Source organism: Streptomyces sp. NPDC014870, from assembly GCF_043081505.1.
Classification (GTDB): Bacteria; Actinomycetota; Actinomycetes; order Streptomycetales; family Streptomycetaceae; genus Streptomyces.
In genome coordinates, this window is the sequence record NZ_JBIBWQ010000014.1 from 59,850 (window position 1) to 77,981 (window position 18,132).

At 72.5% G+C, this 18,132-nt stretch carries 17 protein-coding genes; 6 read left to right on the forward strand and 11 right to left on the reverse strand.

Annotated elements, in window-relative coordinates; translation table 11 throughout:
* Window positions 1-19: 19 nt before the first annotated feature.
* The 6 genes from ACF09C_RS33840 to ACF09C_RS33865 all read right to left on the reverse strand — a co-directional run bounded on the left by ACF09C_RS33840 (window position 20) and on the right by ACF09C_RS33865 (window position 6,914).
* Window positions 20-1,090 (reverse strand): glycoside hydrolase family 26 protein, encoded by a 1,071-nt coding sequence (locus ACF09C_RS33840; RefSeq protein WP_392097068.1) that lies wholly within the window; start codon window positions 1,088-1,090, stop codon window positions 20-22.
* On the reverse strand, window positions 1,090-1,515 hold the full coding sequence (locus ACF09C_RS33845) for a hypothetical protein (protein ID WP_392097069.1): 426 nt from the start codon (window positions 1,513-1,515) through the stop codon (window positions 1,090-1,092). The genes ACF09C_RS33840 and ACF09C_RS33845 overlap by 1 nt, the downstream gene beginning before the upstream one ends.
* A 71-nt stretch (window positions 1,516-1,586) precedes the next feature.
* Window positions 1,587-3,563, reverse strand: a complete 1,977-nt coding sequence (locus ACF09C_RS33850; RefSeq protein WP_392097071.1) for a hypothetical protein — start codon at window positions 3,561-3,563, stop codon at window positions 1,587-1,589.
* 76 nt (window positions 3,564-3,639) lie between these two features.
* The gene (locus ACF09C_RS33855; RefSeq protein WP_392097073.1) at window positions 3,640-4,446 is read right to left on the reverse strand and encodes a polysaccharide deacetylase family protein; all 807 of its coding nucleotides are present in this window, start codon (window positions 4,444-4,446) and stop codon (window positions 3,640-3,642) included.
* Entirely contained in the window at window positions 4,443-5,780 is a 1,338-nt protein-coding gene (locus ACF09C_RS33860) for a glycosyltransferase (protein WP_392097075.1), read from the reverse strand. The genes ACF09C_RS33855 and ACF09C_RS33860 overlap by 4 nt, the downstream gene beginning before the upstream one ends.
* A gap of 18 nt (window positions 5,781-5,798) precedes the next feature.
* Complete coding sequence (locus tag ACF09C_RS33865) at window positions 5,799-6,914, reverse strand: GNAT family N-acetyltransferase (RefSeq protein WP_392097076.1); 1,116 nt, start codon at window positions 6,912-6,914, stop codon at window positions 5,799-5,801.
* Window positions 6,915-7,161: 247 nt separating this feature from the next.
* Here ACF09C_RS33865 and ACF09C_RS33870 point away from each other — a divergent pair, with 247 nt between their 5' ends.
* Entirely contained in the window at window positions 7,162-7,596 is a 435-nt protein-coding gene (locus ACF09C_RS33870) for a VOC family protein (protein WP_392097077.1), read from the forward strand.
* Window positions 7,597-7,647: 51 nt separating this feature from the next.
* On the opposite strand, the gene ACF09C_RS33875 is transcribed toward ACF09C_RS33870, so the two are convergent.
* Window positions 7,648-8,133: a recombinase family protein gene (locus ACF09C_RS33875; protein WP_392097078.1), complete on the reverse strand. Its 486-nt coding sequence runs from the start codon at window positions 8,131-8,133 to the stop codon at window positions 7,648-7,650.
* 235 nt (window positions 8,134-8,368) lie between these two features.
* On the opposite strand from ACF09C_RS33875, the gene ACF09C_RS33880 reads away from it, so the two are divergent.
* The 3 genes from ACF09C_RS33880 (at window position 8,369) to ACF09C_RS33890 (ending at window position 10,377) form a co-directional block, all read left to right on the forward strand.
* Entirely contained in the window at window positions 8,369-8,758 is a 390-nt protein-coding gene (locus ACF09C_RS33880) for a hypothetical protein (protein WP_392097079.1), read from the forward strand.
* A 14-nt stretch (window positions 8,759-8,772) separates the two neighbouring features.
* The gene (locus tag ACF09C_RS33885; protein WP_392097081.1) at window positions 8,773-9,357 is read left to right on the forward strand and encodes an HD family hydrolase; all 585 of its coding nucleotides are present in this window, start codon (window positions 8,773-8,775) and stop codon (window positions 9,355-9,357) included.
* A 294-nt stretch (window positions 9,358-9,651) separates the two neighbouring features.
* Window positions 9,652-10,377 (forward strand): helix-turn-helix domain-containing protein, encoded by a 726-nt coding sequence (locus ACF09C_RS33890; protein WP_392097082.1) that lies wholly within the window; start codon window positions 9,652-9,654, stop codon window positions 10,375-10,377.
* Window positions 10,378-10,512: 135 nt separating this feature from the next.
* Here the strand turns inward: ACF09C_RS33890 and hutI are convergent, their stop codons facing one another.
* From hutI to hutU, 4 genes are read right to left on the reverse strand one after another with little or no spacing between them, the layout of a single operon-like run.
* Window positions 10,513-11,760, reverse strand: coding sequence for an imidazolonepropionase (hutI, locus tag ACF09C_RS33895; protein WP_392097083.1), 1,248 nt, complete (start codon window positions 11,758-11,760; stop codon window positions 10,513-10,515).
* Between the two features lie 17 nt (window positions 11,761-11,777).
* A complete protein-coding gene (locus ACF09C_RS33900; protein WP_392097084.1) occupies window positions 11,778-13,115 on the reverse strand; it encodes a formimidoylglutamate deiminase in 1,338 nt (445 codons plus the stop codon).
* Window positions 13,106-14,296 (reverse strand): allantoate amidohydrolase, encoded by a 1,191-nt coding sequence (locus ACF09C_RS33905; RefSeq protein WP_392097341.1) that lies wholly within the window; start codon window positions 14,294-14,296, stop codon window positions 13,106-13,108. Before ACF09C_RS33905 ends, ACF09C_RS33900 begins: the two co-directional genes overlap by 10 nt.
* A 17-nt stretch (window positions 14,297-14,313) precedes the next feature.
* Window positions 14,314-15,996, reverse strand: a complete 1,683-nt coding sequence (hutU, locus tag ACF09C_RS33910) for a urocanate hydratase (RefSeq protein ID WP_392097086.1) — start codon at window positions 15,994-15,996, stop codon at window positions 14,314-14,316.
* Between the two features lie 104 nt (window positions 15,997-16,100).
* Here hutU and ACF09C_RS33915 point away from each other — a divergent pair, with 104 nt between their 5' ends.
* A complete protein-coding gene (locus ACF09C_RS33915) occupies window positions 16,101-17,441 on the forward strand; it encodes a diaminopimelate decarboxylase (protein WP_392097087.1) in 1,341 nt (446 codons plus the stop codon).
* Window positions 17,442-17,496: 55 nt separating this feature from the next.
* On the forward strand, window positions 17,497-17,961 hold the full coding sequence (locus ACF09C_RS33920) for an SRPBCC family protein (RefSeq protein WP_392097089.1): 465 nt from the start codon (window positions 17,497-17,499) through the stop codon (window positions 17,959-17,961).
* The last annotated feature ends 171 nt before the right edge of the window (window positions 17,962-18,132 follow it).

Genomic DNA, 18,132 nt, shown 5'->3' on the forward strand with positions numbered 1-18,132 from the left:
TCCGCCGAGGATCGCGGGACTATCGACCCGCCACGCCCCGGCGGAAGTAGGGGTCCAGCCCCGCCGAGCGGTAACCGTCCAGCGCCGGACCCGAGTTGACCGTCAGGTCGCAGGCCGGGCCGCCGGGGACCGGGCGGTTCCAGTGGACGTAGGCCTTGGCTCGGGGGAGGGTGGGAGCCACGCGGGGGATCGCGGTGTACCAGTCGCGTTGGCGGTCGGGGCGGGTCGGGTCGGGGGCCGTGGCGAACTCCGCCAGCATGATCGGCTTGTTCGCGGAGATGTTCGTGCGCAGCCAGTCGTACGTGGGGCGCTGGCTCGACTCGAAGTCCAGCCAGTTCGGGGACTTGTGGCACTGGTAGTAGTTGTACTGGTCCATGCCGATCCAGTCGACGTACCTGTCCCCTGGGTACAGCGCCTTCATCAGGTCGGCGTTGCCGAGGTAGCCGGAGACCGTCCAGACCCAGACGACGTTGCGGACGCCGAGGCGTTCGAAGCGGTCGCGGAGGTGGCGGTAGGCGGCCACGTACTCCTCCGGGGTGCCCGCGCCCTCCTTGATGCGCATGTCGGTCTCCTGGTCGAAGGAGAAGAAGACCCGCTTGCCGTACGCCTTGAGGCGGCGGGCCTGCGGGTCGATGATCGAGGTGTCGTACTTCCCCGACGCTATGTTCTTCCAGCCGAGCTGGGTCTCGCTCCAGTTCGCGTGGTGCTTCTCCTTCCACACCGTGGACTCCCAGGCCAGCATCAGCAGCCGGTCCTCGCCGAGTTCCACCTCGTCGGGGGTGAGGAGTTCGCCGTCCGTCGGGTTGCCCGACATGTCGTGGTAGGTGTAGATGACGTCGAGTTTGCGGCCGATCTTCCGCTCGAAGGCGTACACCGGCCTGGTGAGCGAGCTGTCCTCGTCGTACGGGATGTACGCGCCCCACCACGCGCCGTCGCACGGCAGGACGAGCTTGCGGTCGGGCCGGCAGCGGTCGTCGGAGCCCTGGGTGCTCCAGACACCCAGCGCTGCGGCGAGGGCACCGACCGCGGCGAGGGCTATCGCCATCATGGGCGCCCTGCGCGGCGGCGGCGCGGCGTGGCCTCGGGTCATCACGCTCCACCAGGCTTCCGTTTGGCCCGGAAGCGGACGCGCACGCGCGTGCTCTCGCGCTCGACGGCGCCCCGGGTCGCGGCCGGCAGCGGCACGCCCGGCAGGGCGGCGACGACGGTCACGAAGGCGGCGAGCGCGACCAGGAACGCGGTCGTGGAGAAGGACTCCAGGAGGAAGAGCGCCGTCGCCGCGAGCGTGGCCAGCGACAGGCTGACCGGCGCGGCCAGCGCGAGCGCCTCCAGACGGGCGCCCGGCCGCAGCCCGCCCGGCTGCGGGTGGAGCAGCGCGAGACCGGGCACGAGGGCCACGAACGCGAGGACGGGGATCCAGCGCAGCGGCGAGCCGCCCGGCAGCGCGGTGGCGGCGAGCGCGACCCAGCCGGAGACCGCGAGGCCGATTCTGGGCCGGAGGTGTGCGGGTGCCATGGCGTGCGTACTCCTGAGTTCGGTCGACGTGGGCGGGTCAGCTCCGTGAGCGGGTCAGCTCTGTGGGCGGGTCAGCTCTGTGGGCGGTACTCCAGGACCAGGCCGTGTTCGCTCTCCTCCACCACACGGAAGAGCGGCGAGCGCTTGAGGTCCTCCTGAAGCGTGCGGAAGCTGCCCGGCGGCAGATAGCCCTCGCCGATGACCGCCTTCTCCTGCGTCGGCGTGAGGATGACGAACGCCGGTCGGCCCTCGGGGATGCCCCGGGCGAGGTACCCCGCGGGGTCCTTCAGCATCTTCAGGTTCTCCGGCACCTCCTGCTCGGTGAAGAACCAGCGCTCGTAGTGGTCGTAGCGGTGGTACGCGCCCGGGAAGGAGCCCGTCGTGGCGAGGATCAGCGCACCGTCCGGCGCCCGGTCGTAGGCCCGCTGGGTGAGGGCGAGTTCGGCGGGCGGGGCGTAGTGCATGCCCTCCTTGCCGTAGTACGAGGGCAGGAAGCCGGCCAGCAGGGCGGTGAGCGCGAGCGGCAGCGCGACGGCGGCGGCGCGACGGGCCGCCCGCGCGCCCCGGCCCACCGCGCCCGCCGCCGGGACGAGCGCCGCGGCGGCGAAGAACGCCGTGCCGGGCAGGCCGAACAGGTAGACGCGGAAGAGCATTTCGCCGCCGTAGTCGTTGACGGCGAACATCGGGACGGGCGCGGCGGCGGCCAGCAGCAACGGCAGCGCGCTGCGGACGAGCCGTCGGCGCAGCAACACGGCCGTGCCGGCGAGCGCGGCGAGCGCGAGGACCATCACGATGTTGGCGGCGCCGACCAGCTCGGGCCCGGGACCGGTCGGCTCACCGGCGTAACCGGCACGGGAGTTGGAGAGCAGGTCGCCCGCCGAGTCCTTGAGCGTGCTCATGGTCTCCAGGAAGAGGACCCGGCCCATCGTGAGGTCCCAGGCCAGCATGATCAGGCCGGTCACGACGAGCAGCCCGATGTTGCGGTAGCGGCGGGTGAGGCAGAGCGCGAAGAGCGTGGCGCAGAGCATCACCGGGGTCAGCTGGTGCGAGGCGTTGATCGTCGCGATCAGCGGGGCGACGATCAGCACGGCGATCGCGCGCTGCTTCACCGTCGTCGGCGGCGGCACGGCGGCCGCGGCCGGGTCGAGGAGCGTACGGTCGCGCAGCCGGCCGGCCGACCCGGGCCGCACGAAGTGCCGTACGACGGCGGCGAAGACGGTCAGATAGAGCAGGTACGCGAAGCCCTGCGGGGACAGGTAGTCCTGGCCGACCCAGTTGGCCAGCTGGAAGATCCACACGCCCGTCCACACGAGCCGCCAGTCGTCGCTGAAGGTGCGGTAGATCAGCAGGAGGACGGGGAGGGTCAGGACGCCGAGGACCACCGGCGCCCAGTTGATGAACGAGGCCGCCGACTCCACGCCGAAGGCGCGGACGAGCGCCGCGTCGAGCGAGAAGAACCCGGGCCACTGGTCGTACGCGGACATCCCGCCGGACAGCTCGCGCCGCGGGTACACCGTGCCCTCGGCGAGCAGCCGGGTGATCACGGCGTCGTGCTTGGACGCCCAGGCGTACCGGACGGAGTCGTACAGGATCGCCGGTGGCGCCTTCAGCGCGACGAGCAGGGCGACGCTGTACGCGGCGGGCCACCACGGGGCCGTGCCCGCCCGCCGCAGGGTCACCAGGAAGCCGCAGGTCAGGACGGCCAGGGAGGCGTAGAAGGCGAGCGGAAAGCGGTCGAGGAGCCCGTAGTCGGCGATGTCGCGGAAGCCGATCCGGGGCAGCGCGTACAGCCAGAGGACGGCGGCGACGAGCAGCGGGAGCGCGCTGAGGAGGGTGTGCGGGCCGGGGCGGCCCGGTACGCGCCAGGCGGGCCGGCGGCGCGGCGTGGCGGGGGCGCCGGCGTCCGGCTCCGCCTCGGACCGCGCGTCGGGAGCGTCCGGCTCCGCCTCGGACCGCCGGGCGGCGGGCGGCGGAGCGGACCCGCCGCCTTCCTCGACCGGCGCGGACACGCCGCCCTCCTCGACCGGCGCGGGCACTGGTTGCTGCACGGTGGCACTCCCCCTACGTACTGCTCGCGGATCTGTCCTGTCCTTGTCCTTGCGCCTGCTGCTCGGGCCCTGCGGATCAGCCCGCGAACTCGGGGCCCCTGACGAGCGCGCGGGCCCTGCGGTACAGCCGCCAGCCCACCGTCGGCAGCGAGTCCGGGTACGGCGCCGCCTTGGCGCCCCGGCCGTCCATCCAGTCCTCGACGTCGGCGACGGTGTGGCCGCGGCGGACGATGAGCCGGGCGATCCGGTACCGCTCGTCGGTCTCGGAGCTGAGCGCGTGCCGGACGGCGACGGCCGAGTGGTATCCGGCGGCGGCGACGGCCCTGCGCACCGCCGGGCTGTTGTAGCCGTGCGGGTAGGCGAGGTGCCGGACCGGGTGGCCGAGAACGTCCTCCAGGACGGCCTTCGGCTCGCGCAGTTCGCGCCGCAGCTCCTTCGGCGGGAGCGTGTCGAGCTGCGGGTGCGTGGCGGTGTGGGCGCCGACCTCCATCCCGTACTGCTCCAGGCGCGGCGCCTGGCCGAGGGTCATCATCGGCGCGGGCGGCAGCAGACAGGCCCGGCCCGGGCTGATCGCCCCGGTGGTCAGGTAGGCGGTGGCGGGCAGTTCGCGGGAGGCGAGCGCCTCCGCGGTCGGTCCGGGCAGGTCGGCGAAGCCGTCGTCGAAGGTGAGGACGACGGGCCGGGGCGGCAGCGGCGCGCGCCGCGCGAGGTGGTCGGCGAGTACGCCGACGGTGACGGGGGTCCGTCCGCTGTCGACGATCGCGTCGAGCTGGGCCCCGAACTCCTTGGGCGTGACCGTGAATTCGGCGATCCAGGCGGGCGGTTCGTCGCAGACGGCGTGGTAGAGCAGGACCGGGATCCGGGTGTGGGCGGGTGCGCTCATCTCGAACCCCCGTTCCGGAGACGGGCTTTGGCGTAGCCGAGAGGGCCGTAGAGCATGCCGCGTCGCTCCAGTCGGGAGAGGCCGCGAGGCCAGGGATGGGTGAGGGCGCCGTGCGCACCGGGCACTCCAGTGACTGCTCCCTCTTCCCGCCGCGCGGTGATGGACCTGGCGTGCGCGAGGCCGCGCGGCAGCCGGGCGAGGAACGCGGGCAGCAGGGCGGGGCGGCGGACGAGCGTGGCGGTGAGGTACGCGGTGAGTCCCGCGCCGTAGCCGAAGGCCTGGTTGCGCAGGTCCTGCGGGGTCTCGCGGTGGTGGTGCCAGACGAGGGCGTCGGCGGTGTAGCGGAGCCGGAAACCGGCGGAGAGGACGGCGACGAAGGCGTACAGGTCGTCCCCGCCCCGGGCCGCCGTGCCGGTGCCGGTGGCCGGGTCGAAGCCTCCCGCGGCCTGCAGGGCCCTGGTGCGGAAGGCCATGTTGGCGCCGGAGCCGAAGCTGCCGGCCGTGAACGGGAAGAGCGGTTCGTCGGCGGGCGGTCGCAGCGGGTCGTAGAGCCGGGGCGCGAAGCCCTTGGCGAAGCCGCCGTGGGATTCGAGCAGGATCTGGGCGGGCGTCCGCAGCCGGGCGGGCAGGATGAGGCCGGTGACGCAGCCGAGCCGCGGGTCGGCGGCGAAGGGCGTGGTGAGGGCGGTCAGCCAGTGCGGGTCGGCCACGACGTCGTCGTCGGTGAAGGCGACGACCTCTGCGCGGGCGTGCGCGAGGCCGGTGTTGTGGGCGACGGCGAGCCCGGGGGTGTCCTCGCGGACGTACCGGACGCGGTCGCCGTACTTGCGGGTGACCAGTTCCTCGGTCTCCCGCGTGCGCGGCGCGTTGTCGACGACGAGGATCTCGTGGTCGGGGTGGTCCTGGTCGAGGAGGGAGTCCAGGGCGCGGGCGAGCTGATCGGCGCGCTCGCGCGTGGCGACGACGACACAGGCGCGGGGCGGGAGGATGCGCGGCTCGACGGGCGGCAGACCGTGACGGTGCCGGAGGCCGTGCGGGTCGCCGTGCGGGTCGCCGTGCGGGTCGTGCGGGTCGCCGTGCGAGCGGCCGTACGACTCGCCGCCCCGGGCGGGCAGGAGCTGGTCCCGGGCCAGGGCGGACAGCACCTCGGCCGGATCGTCGCCCTCCCGGACGTGCCCCAGGAGGGTGGCGGCAGGCCGGCCCCTGAGGCGTACGAGGGCGTAGACGTCACCGGGTCCCGGCGGCGGGCCGCCGGGTGCGGGGCGCAGGGAGAGGACGGGTCCTTCGGGTGAGCCGAGGTCGAGGTCGACGACGGTTCGTGGTCGCAAGCGCATGGATCCCCCGCTGTCGGCTCAGGGCTGTCCGGCGGCGCCGCGCAGGCGGGCGAGCCGGTTGAGGGTGCGGCGGCCGCGCGCGGCGAGCGCGGGCCGGTTGCGTACGAAGCTGTGGACGCGGCGGGTGGGCTCGTGGCCGAGCCAGTGGATCGCGGCGCGTATCCCGGGCCGGGTCACGGCCCCTTCGTGGACGGTCAGTTCACCGGTCTTGAGGGCGTCCTTGTACTCGGCGGCGCCGCGGCCGAGGTCGAGCATGCCGATCCCGGCGGCCGCGGCGGCCTCGGCCATCCGCAGATGGAGGACGAGACCGGGCGAGTACTTGGCGAACTCGGGGTCGTAGGACGGGAACCAGCAGGAGAGGACGGTGCGGGAGCGCAGCCCGAAGTGGGCGGCGATCGGCCGTTCACCGGCGTACAGCACGGACAGGACTCCGGAGCAGCCGGGCTCGCGCAGCGCGTGGAGCCGTCGCACCAGGCCGCTGATCCAGTCCTTGGCGAAGCGGTCCCGGCGGCCGGTCCTGCGGTACTGGGCGGACTTCCACTCCATGAGGGTGCGCAGGGCGGCGGGGTCGCGTTCGTCGAAGACGAAGCGCAGCGGCCCGACCTGCCGCCCGAGCCGGCGCTCCTTGGCGAGGGTGGTCTTGAGGAACTTGGGCGAGTGGCCGCGCAGGAACTCCTCGTACGCGGGATAGCCCTGCCCGACGTCGATGACGGGCGAGGCGAACGCCTCGGGGGCGCCCCCTCGGAGCAGCTCCTGCCCGCGCTCCAGGTTGTCGAACTCCCACGCGGACAGCCCGCAGAGCCGGAGCAGCGCGCGGGGCGAGGGCGCGAGCCCGGGCCGCAGGACGGCGCCCTGGCAGTCGGACACCCCGAGCCCGACGGCCCGCCCGTGCCCGAACGCCCCCTTCTCGTACGGGAAGAACCCGACGGGTTCCCCGTCCTCCCACCACACGGCGACCCGCACCCGGCGCCGCACGGCGGCGACGGCGAGGGCGAACTCGGGCCCCATGAAGGCGTTCTCGGGCGCGCCGCTCTTGCCGCGCAGCTCCCGCCACGCCTCGATCTCGCGCGGCCCGAGCTCCTCCACCGTCACGACCTGCACGAACCTCGGCCGGCCTGCGTGCTTCCCCCGCACGCGGGCAGCCTGATCACGGACAGCGCTCAACTCTCCGACCCCCCGGTCTTCCCCCCTGAGTCCTGCCGCTACAGGACGGTACCGGTCGAAATCCCTCCGGGACAGGGCTACTCGACCAACCTGTGACCGAGGGGAATTCGTGGTGATCAAGCGACGAATGGGACGTGGTGGTCGGGTGCGCGCACGACGTCTCGCGCCCCCCGAATCTCAGGGGCGCTCACGCCGCCGTCGCCGCTAGGGTGGCCCGATGACGTCCCTCAGGCAGGTCCAGATCACGTTCGACTGCGCGGAACCGGAGCGGGTCGCCCGGTTCTGGTGCGAGGTGCTGGGGTACGTCGTACCGCCGCCGCCCGAGGGCTTCGCCGACTGGGCCGCGTACGACGGCTCGTTGCCGCCGGAGCGACAGGGTGCGGGGTTCGTCGCCATGGATCCCACGGGAGCCGGACCGCGCCTGTACTTCCAGCGCGTCCCCGAGGGCAAGGTCGTCAAGAACCGCGTGCACCTCGACGTCCGCGCCGCCACCGGACTCGTGGGCGAGGAGCGCCTCGCCGCCCTGGAGGCGGAGTGCGCCCGCCTGGTCGCACTCGGCGCGGTCCGCGGCCAGCTCCTGCTCGCCGACGAGTACAACGAGTCGTGCCTCAACATGCAGGACGTCGAGGGCAACGAGTTCTGCCTGGACTGAGGGGCCATGGTCTGCGCGTCGCCGATTCCTGGCTCTCGGCATCGCAGACGGTCAGCCGTACGCTCGGCGATCACGCTCGCGTGCCTCCCGGGATTCCTGGAGCCATGTGAGGGTGTCCAGGACATCGAACCGGTCGCCGGACCAAGCCCTGTGCCGCTGTGCCGGGTCTGCTCGGTCGAACTCTCCGGACGCCGTCGCGCAGTACCCGCCCGCGGAACCGACACGGTGGCGCATGACGGCGCGATGGCCCGCCGCCCGGTTCAACCGGTCGAAGTCGTCGACGAGGCACACGACGGGCCCCGGCGTGGCCGCCATGGCCCGGCACAAGGCGCTGAACTGGGGTCGCTCATCCGACAGCGCGTGATCTCCGAGGTCGATCCAGGTACCGACGATCTCCCAACCCTGCTGCTCCGCGAAGGTGCGGCAGCGAGCGAGTCGGATGTCGAGCGCCGCCGTGATGCTCGTGGCGTGACGGTCGTACAGGAAGACGCGGGTCCGCTCCTCCCCGTTTCCTCGGGTCTCCGATTCCGCATCCATGGCGTACCTCTTCCACTACGCTGTGTCATCACTCATCGGTGTTGCCACGACGGTACGAAGCACCGGCAAGGGCTTGAAGTGACCACCAGTACGGGTTCATCCGGTCTGGTCGGCACCCGAAGAGCCATGGCTGGCGCACCAGCAACGGAAGGAACGGCCTGACGACTGGCTCTCCCAATGGCTCAACGACCGCTCCGTCGCCACGGTGTCCGCGCGCCATGGTGATCGGGAACGCATGGACCACTTCATCGCCACGACCCTGAGCGCAACAGACGCAGGTGAGACGGCGAACCTGAACTACTGGGCGTACTGGATCGGCGAATCGGCCCGTGTCGAACTCTCCGACGACTTCATCGCGCGGCCCGGCTGGGGCCCATGGCACGGCGGCAGGCTGCTGGACCATCTCGTACGTGGCCTGACCCCGAACCATGGGTTCTTCGGCCTCAACATGCACACCCTGTGGGTTCTGATCGCGTCCCGGCCGCACCTTCTGAGGCGCCCCTCATCCGCGGCACGGTCCCTGCGCGACCGACTTCCGATGATGTTGGATGACACCGGGCCTTCGGCGCGGGTGCGCCGAGAGCTCGAAGGCATCCGGTACGCGATCCGCCTCGCAGAGGCGTGAAAGGAGACGGGACGGTGGCCGACAACGACCTCTCCGCCGTGGCGCACTTCCTGTTCGAGGCGGGCACGCTCAAGAACGCGCGCCGCACGGGCTGGTGGATGGCCGGAGTCCGGGACCCCGAGAGCGTGGCGGAGCACTCTTGGCGTACGGCACTGATCGCCTCGGTCATCGCGAAGCTCGAAGGCGCAGATCCGGCCCGTGCCGCGTTCCTCGCGGTGTGGCACGACACCCAGGAGTCCCGTACGGGGGACGTCAACTACCTCGGCAAGAAGTATTCGACCGCCGCCGATCCCCGAGCAGTCACGGCCGACCAGACTGCCGGCATGCCCGACGTCCTGGCCGAAACGATCCGGGACCTGGTGGACGAGTACGAGGCCAAGGGCTCGGCCGAGGCGATCTGCGCGCGGGATGCCGACAAGCTGGAGTGCCTGCTGCAGGGCATCGAGTACAAGGCGCAGGGCTACGAGAGCGCCCAGCGCTGGATCGACAACAGCCGGGGCCGGATCGTCACGGAGACGGCAGGACGCCTGGCGGACGAGTTGCTGGCGCAGGGCGGGCTGGACTGGTTGCGGAAAGCGCTCGGCGAGGCGGAGCGCTGAGTGGGTCCCGGTTTTCCGCGACCCGGTTCAGGGTCTGGCGGCGGTCCGTGAGATCCCGGGAAAGAACGTGGGGGAAGAACCATTTCCGTCCAAACCCGACAGCTCACGCTTTCGGGTCACAAGTTGGCAGAACGGCGGGTCGGCGCGGTACGGTCGCGCCAACTTGCATATGCCGCAAACGATTTCGGCCCCCGACGGGACTGGCATCCCGACCGAGGGCCTGATCATCAAGGAAGTAGGCGCTTCCCCATGACTGCTCCGCAGTTTAGTACCGTCTCACCCCCGCGCGCCGGAGTGACGCACGTACGTCACCGCCACGACGAGAAGTTCACCGTCGTGGGCAACCATCTCGCCCAGCACAAGGACCTGTCCGCCTGCGCGATCGGCATCGGCGTGTACATCCAGTCGCTGCCCGACGGCGCTCTCGTCGGGATCAGCATCCTCACCGCCCGCTTCCCGGAAGGCGCCGTGCGGATCGCGGGCGCGTTGCGGGAGCTGGAGACCGCCGGGTACCTGAAGCGGCAGGTCGTGCGCGGGAGGGGCGCCAAACTCACGACGGTCACTACCTGGTTCGAGCACCCTGGTCCCGTCGATCTCGTCAAGCGCTCCCGGCCCGTCACGCGACGGGCGCCACGGACGGCTCCGGTCGAGACCGAAGAACCGCCGCTCAGCTCGGAGTTGAAGCCTGCCGCCGAACTCCTCGCCGGTCTGCGGCAGCGCGAGTCCCGGCTGCTCCTCTCGGAGAGCGACGTACGCCGTCTGGCGCCCGAGGTCCAGCGGTGGCTGGACCGGGAGGTCACCCCGGCCGTCGTCGTCCGCACGCTCACCGCCGAACTGCCCGCCGGTACCATCCGCTGGCCCGCCCGCCTCCTCGCCCACCGGCTCCGTGAGTGGCTTCCGCCGGAACTTCCACCGGCACCTGCGGCACCACCCGGCGTCCTCCCCCTGCAGAACTGCGACCGCTGCGACCGCGCCTTCCGGGGCGCCGGCCAAGGCCTCTGCCGAGGTTGCGCAGACTAGCTTCGCTGTTGCAAGCCGTTCAGGAGCCGCCTGCGCAGAGGTGTGCGGTACACGTAGGCCTCATGCAGGTGGGCGTTGGCGCACTGCATCAGGAGTTCGTGGGACGGCGGTGAACGGGGAGAACCCCGCACCCGCTCAGACCACCCGCGTACCGCGCCGCCAGACCTCCGACACCAGGGGAACACCCGGGCGGTAGGCCAGGTGGACGTGGGACGGGGCGGACAGGACGGTGAGGTCGGCGCGGGCGCCCGGGGACAGGCGGCCGACGTCCGTGCGGCGCAGGGCTCGCGCGCCGCCCGCCGTGGCCGACCAGAGCGCCTCGTCCGGGGTCATGCCCATGTCCCGTACGGCGAGCGCGATGCAGAACGGGACGGACGACGTGAACGACGAGCCCGGGTTGCAGTCCGTCGACAGGGCCACCGTCACGCCCGCGTCGATCAGGCGGCGGGCGTCCGGCCACTGGGCCCGGGTGGAGAACTCCGCCCCCGGGAGGAGGGTGGCCACCGTGGCGCCCGAGGCCAGGGCGTCCACGTCGGCGTCCGTCAGGTGCGTGCAGTGGTCCGCGCTCGCCGCGTCGAGTTCCACCGCGAGCTGGACGCCGGGGCCGAAGCTCAGCTGGTTGGCGTGCACCCGCGGGTGCAGGCCCTTCGCCTTGCCGGCCGTGAGGATCGCCCGCGCCTGGTCCCCGTCGAAGGCGCCCTTCTCGCAGAAGACGTCCACCCAACGCGCGTACGGGGCGCAGGCGTCGAGCATCTCGCCGGTCACCAGGTCCACGTAGCCGGCCGGGTCGTCGGCGTAGTCCGGCGAGACGATGTGCGCGCCCAGGTACGTGACCTCGTCCGTGTGCGTGGACGCGATGCGCAGCGCGCGCGCCTCGTCCTCGACCGTCAGGCCGTAGCCCGACTTCGTCTCGAAGGTCGTCGTGCCCTGGCGGAGGGCTTCCGCCATGAAGCGGGCCACGTTCGACGACAGTTCCTCGTCGCTCGCCGCCCGGGTCGCCGCCACCGTCGTCCTGATGCCGCCCGCCTTGTAGGGCTGGCCGGACATCCGCGCGTTGAACTCCGCGGTGCGGTCGCCCGCGAAGACCAAGTGCGAGTGGGAGTCCACGAAGCCGGGGATCACGGCCCTGCCGTCGGCGTCGACCCGGTTGTCAGTGGCCGGTGCTTTGCTTGTCTCACCGACCCAGACGACCTGGTCGCCCTCGATGACGACGGCCGCGTCCTGGATCAGTCCAAGGGGTGTGCCGTCACCGAGGGAGGGATCGTTCGTGACCAGGCTGGCGATGTTGACGATGGCGGTGGCCTCCGTCGCCACGGCGCTGTTCGCGCTCGTGGGGGCGGAGATCGCCGCCGGGTTGTTCCTCGTCGCGGGGCCGCTGTTCATGATGAGAGGTCCTTCCTTCAGCCGCGCACGGCGGCGATCGCGTCCGCAAGGGCACCCGGCACGTCCGGGATCGTCACGTGCGCGCCGTCCCGGACGATCGTCCGGCCGCCCACGACCACATGGCGCACATCCGCGGCCGACGCTGCGAATACCGCCGTCTCGGCTGCCAGACGCGGCACCGGTCCCGCTGTCCTGACGGAGTCCAGGGCGATCGTCGTGAAGTCGGCGAGCGCGCCCGCCTCCAGGGTTCCCGCCCCGTCCCAGCCGAGCGCGGCGTGACCGTCGGCCGTCGCCGCGCGCAGCAGCGCGGCGGCCGTCCAGTGGCCGCGCGTGCGGGAGCGGAGCCGCTCGTTCAGCTCCATGGCCCGCGCCTCCTCCAGGAGGTCGATCACCGCGTGGCTGTCGCTGCCCAGCGAGAGCGGCGAGCCCGCCCGCTGGAGGGCGACGGCCGGGCCGATGCCGTCCGCGAGGTCCCGTTCCGTCGTCGGGCACATGCACGTGCCCGTGGTCGAGGAGCCGAGGAGGGAGATGTCGGTGTCGGTGAGGTGGGTGTTGTGGACGCCCGTCGTCCGCGCGCCGAGGACCCCGTGGTCCGCGAGGAGCTGTGTGGGCGTACGGCCGTGGGCCGCCAGGCACGCGTCGTTCTCGGCGGTCTGCTCCGACAGGTGGACGTGCAGCGGCACCGCGCGCGACTGCGCCCAGCCCGCGACCGTCGACAGCTGGTCCGCCGGGACCGCACGGACCGAGTGGATCGCCGCCCCGATCCGGACGCCCTTCCGCTCCTTGAGCGCCGAGACCCGCTCCGCCCACGCCTCCGCCGTGCCGTCCGAGAAGCGGAGCTGGTGCCGGTCGGGCGCCGCGCCGAAGCCGGAGGAGAGGTAGGCGGTGTCGAGGAGCGTGATCCGGATGCCCGCGTCGGCGGCCGCCTGGATCAGGGCCTCGCCCATCGCGTTGGGGTCGGCGTACGGGGTGCCGCCGGGGGCGTGGTGGAGGTAGTGGAACTCGCCGACCGACGTGATGCCGGCCAGCGCCATCTCCGCGTACACCGCGCGGGCCAGCGCGTGGTACGTGTCCGGCGTCAGCTCGGACGCCACCTGGTACATGACCTCACGCCAGGTCCAGAACGTGCCCGAGCCGACCTGGACGGTGCCGCGCAGCGCCCGGTGGAAGGCGTGCGAGTGGGCGTTCGCCAGGCCCGGGATCGTCAGGCCGCGCAGGACCTCCGCGCCCGGGGGCGGGGCGTCGAGACCGGTGCGTACGGCTGTGACGCGGCCGTCGGCCACGTCCAGCGCCACGCCCGGTTCCACGTTGGTGTCCAGCCAGGCGTGTTCCAGCCAGTACGTCGTCACCTGCACGCCAGGCCCTCCAGTACGTCCGCAAGAGCGATGACCCCCGCCACGCAGTCGTCCTCGGCCGCGAACTCGGCCGGGGAGTGCGAGACGCCCGTGGGGTTCCGTACGAAGAGCATGGCGGTCGGGATCGATTCGGACAAAATGCCCGCGTCGTGGCCCGCGCCCGTGCCGAGCACCGGGGTCTTCCCGCCGAGGAGGGAGCCAAGCTCGTCCCGCAGCGTGTGCGCGAACTCCACCACCGGCGTGAAGGACTCCCGTACGACCGTGAGGTCGATGCCGTGGCGGTTCGCGTAGTCGCGGGCCGCCGTCTCGACGCCCTCGACGACGGCGTCCAGGGAGGCCTGGTCCGCCGCCCGCGCGTCGAGCCAGCCCCGGACCAGGGACGGGATCGCGTTGACGCCGTTCGGTTCGACCGCGATCTTGCCGAAGGTGGCGACCGCACCGGCGAGTTCGGCCTCGCGCCGCGCGGCGAGGACCGTCTCGGCGTACGTCAGCATCGGGTCGCGCCGGTCGACCAGGCGGGTCGTGCCCGCGTGGTTGGCCTCGCCCGCGAAGTCGTACCGCCAGCGGCCGTGCGGCCAGATCGCGGACGCGATGCCGACGGCGTCGCCGGAGAGGTCGAGGGCGCGGCCCTGCTCGACGTGCAGCTCGACGAAGGCGCCGATCCGGGCGAGCCGCTCGGGGTCGGGGCCGATGGCCTCGGGGTCGTACCCGGCGGCCTCCATCGCCTTCGGCAGGGTGATCCCGTCGCCGTCCCTGAGCTCGTACGCCTGCTCCTTCGTCAGCCGCCCGGCCGTGAGGCGCGAGCCGACACAGGCAAGGCCGAAGCGGGCGCCCTCCTCGTCACCGAAGTTGGTGATCGCGAGGGGCCGCTTGAACACCACGCCCCGCGCGCGCAGCTCGTCGAGCGCCGCGAAGGCGGACACCACGCCGAGCGGGCCGTCGAAGGCGCCGCCGTCCGGCACGGAGTCCAGGTGCGAGCCGGTGACGACGGCGTCACCGGCCGCCGGGTCGCCGAGCCAGGCCCACTGGTTGCCGTTGCGGTCGACCTCGTAGTTCAGCCGGCGCGCCTCGGCCTGCATCTGGAACCAGAGCCGGCAGTCGGCGTCGGCGTCCGTCCAGGCGTAGCGGCGGTAGCCGCCGGAGGCGGCGCTGCGGCCGATGGGCCGCAGCGACCGCCACATGGCGTGGAACGTCTCGCTCACGCGGAGACACCGTCCACAGCGTCGTCGCCCTCGCGCATCGGGACCCGGACGCCCTTCTCGTCGGCGACCCGCTCGGCGATGTCGTAGCCCGCGTCGACGTGCCGGATGACGCCCATGCCCGGGTCGTTCGTCAGGACGCGGCGGATCTTCTCGCCGGCCAGCTTCGTGCCGTCCGCGACGGAGACCTGGCCCGCGTGGATGGAGCGGCCCATGCCGACGCCGCCGCCGTGGTGGATGGAGACCCAGGAGGCGCCGGAGGCGACGTTCACCATGGCGTTCAGGAGCGGCCAGTCCGCGATCGCGTCGGAGCCGTCGAGCATGGCCTCGGTCTCCCGGTACGGGGAGGCCACCGAGCCGCAGTCGAGGTGGTCGCGGCCGATCGCGAGCGGCGCGGCGAGGGTGCCGTTGCCGACCATGTCGTTGAACATGTCGCCCGCCTTGTCGCGCTCGCCCTGGCCGAGCCAGCAGATGCGGGCGGGCAGTCCCTGGAAGTGGACGCGCTCGCCGGCCATCTTGATCCAGCGGTGCAGGGACTCGTTCTCCGGGAAGAGGTCGAGGATCGCCTTGTCGGTCTTGTGGATGTCGCTCGCCTCGCCGGAGAGCGCGGCCCAGCGGAACGGGCCCTTGCCCTCGCAGAACAGCGGGCGGATGTAGGCGGGCACGAAGCCGGGGAAGGCGAACGCGCGGTCGTAGCCGGCCAGCTGGGCCTCGCCGCGGATGGAGTTGCCGTAGTCGAAGACCTCGGCGCCCGCGTCCATGAAGCCGACCATGGCCTCGACGTGCCGGGCCATGGACTCCCGGGCGCGGGTGGTGAAGCCCGCCGGGTCCTTGGCGGCCGCGTCGGCCATGTCGTCGAAGGCGACGCCGACCGGCAGGTACGACAGCGGGTCGTGGGCCGAGGTCTGGTCGGTGACGATGTCGATCGGCGCGCCCTCGGCCAGCATCTGTGGCAGCAGCTCCGCCGCGTTGCCGAGCAGGCCGATGGAGAGCGGACGGCGGGCGTCGCGGGCCTCGACGGCCAGCTGGAGCGCGTGGGCCAGGTTGTCGGCCTTGACGTCCAGGTAGCGGTGCTCGATACGGCGCTCGATGGCGCGCGGGTCGACGTCGATGCAGATCGCGACGCCGTCGTTCATCGTCACGGCGAGCGGCTGGGCGCCGCCCATGCCGCCGAGACCGGCGGTGAGGGTGATCGTGCCGGCCAGCGTGCCGCCGAACTTCTTGGCGGCGACGGCGGCGAAGGTCTCGTAGGTGCCCTGGAGGATGCCCTGGGTGCCGATGTAGATCCACGAACCGGCCGTCATCTGGCCGTACATGGTGAGGCCGAGCTGCTCCAGGCGCCGGAACTCCTCCCAGTTCGCCCAGTCGCCGACCAGGTTGGAGTTGGCGATGAGGACGCGCGGAGCCCACTCGTGGGTCTGCATGACGCCGACGGGACGGCCGGACTGGACGAGCATCGTCTCGTCCTGCTTCAGGGTGCGCAGCGTGCGCACCATCGCGTCGAAGGAGCGCCAGTCGCGCGCGGCCTTGCCGGTGCCGCCGTAGACGACGAGCTTGTCGGGGTGCTCGGCGACCTCGGGGTCGAGGTTGTTCTGCAGCATCCGGAGGGCGGCTTCCTGCTGCCATCCCAGGGCGCTCAGTTCCGTACCGCGCGGGGCCCGTACGGGTCGGGGTCCTGACATGGGGCAGCCTCCTGACGATGTGAACCAGATATTCACATCCTGGACTGCTGAATACTTGTAGTCAACAGCTGCGCCGGGACCCGTCGTGGTGGTCCCATGGATCCATGGCTTCCCACCCCGCCGGAGCCCGTCGCGACCGGGCCGTCCGCGCCGCCGTCGAGCAGGGGCTCCTCTCCCCCGCCGACCCCGACCGCCAGATCCTCGCCCTCCTCGACACCGAGGGCGTCCGCGCCTCCGCCGCCGCCCTCGTCGCGGCCTTCGCCGCCGTCACCGACGCCCCCGTGCTGCACGCCTTCGCCGTGAAGGCCTGCCCGCTCGTGCCCGTCCTGCGCCTGCTGGACGCGTGCGGGCTCGGCGTGGAGGTCGCGAGCCCCGGCGAGCTGGCCCTCGCCCGCGCCGCCGGCCTCCCCGCGTCCCGCACGGTGCTCGACTCGCCCGCCAAGACCCCCGCCGACCTGCGCCAGGCCCTCGCGCTCGGGATCGCCGTCAACGCCGACAACCTCCAGGAGCTGGCCAGGCTCGACGCCCTCGTCGCCTCCGCGCCGACCGCCTCGCCCCTCGGCATCCGGGTGAACCCGCAGGTCGGGGCCGGTTCCATCGGGGCGCTCTCGACGGCGACGGCCACCTCCAAGTTCGGGGTGGCACTCCGCGACGAGGGCGCGCGGGACACGCTCGTCCGGGCCTACCTCGACCGGCCCTGGCTGACCCGGCTGCACACCCACACCGGCTCCCAGGGCGTCCCGCTCGCCCTCATGGCCGAGGGCGTCGCCGCCGTCTACGAACTCGCCGAGGAGATCAACGCCAAGGCGGGGCGGCAGCAGATCGACACGCTCGACATCGGCGGCGGGCTGCCGGTGAACTTCGCCTCCGACGAGGAGGCGCCCACGTACGCGGAGTACGCCGGGCTGCTCGCCGAGACCGTCCCCGGGCTCCTCGACGGGCGGTACGGCCTCGTCACCGAGTTCGGCCGCTCCCTGCTCGCCAAGCACGGCACGATCCTGACCCGCGTCGAGTACACCAAGACCTCCGGTTCCCGCCCGGTCGCCGTCACCCACGCGGGCGTGCAGGTGGCCACCCGTACCGTCTACGACCCGGCCTCCTGGCCGCTGCGCGTCCTCGCGTACGACGCCGAGGGCCACCCCCGCACGGGCGAGGACGTCGTCCAGGACGTGGCGGGCCCGGCCTGCTTCGCCGGGGACCTGCTCGCCACGGCGCTCCCGCTGCCGCTGCTGCGGCCGGACGACATCGTGGCCGTCCCGGACACCGGCGCGTACTACTTCGCGCACCACTACGCGTACAACAGTCTGCCCCGGCCGGCCGTCCACGGCTTCACCGTGGCGGACGAGGACGGCGGGGTCGCCTTCTCGACCGCGCGGCGGGCCCAGAGCCTGGACGAGATCGTCGCCGAGGCGGGCGGCGACCGGGCGGACGCGCTGCTGGGCTGACCCAGCTGGACCGACAACGGAGGCGGGGGTACGGACCCGGTGCTTCCATGGAGCCATGGCCATGAAGAGCATCGTCGTGGAGCGGCGGATCCAGGCGCCCCCGGGACCGGTCTGGGAAGCGATGACGGACCTGCGGAACATGGAGCGGATGCTGGGCGGCGTGGAGCGCGTCGACGTCCTCACCGAGGGCGCCTTCGGGGTGGGCACGCGGTGGCGCGAGACCCGGAAGATGTTCGGCAAGGAGGCCACGGAGGAGATGACCGTGACCGAGTCCGTGCCGCCGGACCGCTATGTGACGGTGGCCGACTCGCACGGCATGCACTACGTCTCCGAGATCGCGCTGCGCGCGGACGGGGAAGGTGCGAGCGTGGTGCGGATGACGTTCTCCGGAGGCCCGGCCGAGGGGAACCGGCTGGGATTTCTGGCCAGGTTGCTGAGCGGCCTGGGCGCCAAGGCGGCCGCCCGCGCGCTGGCCAAGGACCTCGACGACGTGGCGGCCTTCGTGGAGCGGCGCGGCTGACGCACGGGCGGCGCGGCAGGCGACCGAGGGCGCCGGGCGGTACGGCTGACCCGGCCGCGGCGGGGACTGACCGCACGCGACGGGGAGCGATCACGCGGGGGCGAATTCAAGCAAGCCTGAGGCATGTTCCGATGGAAAATGCCAGAACTCCTACCCACGACGGAAACGTTG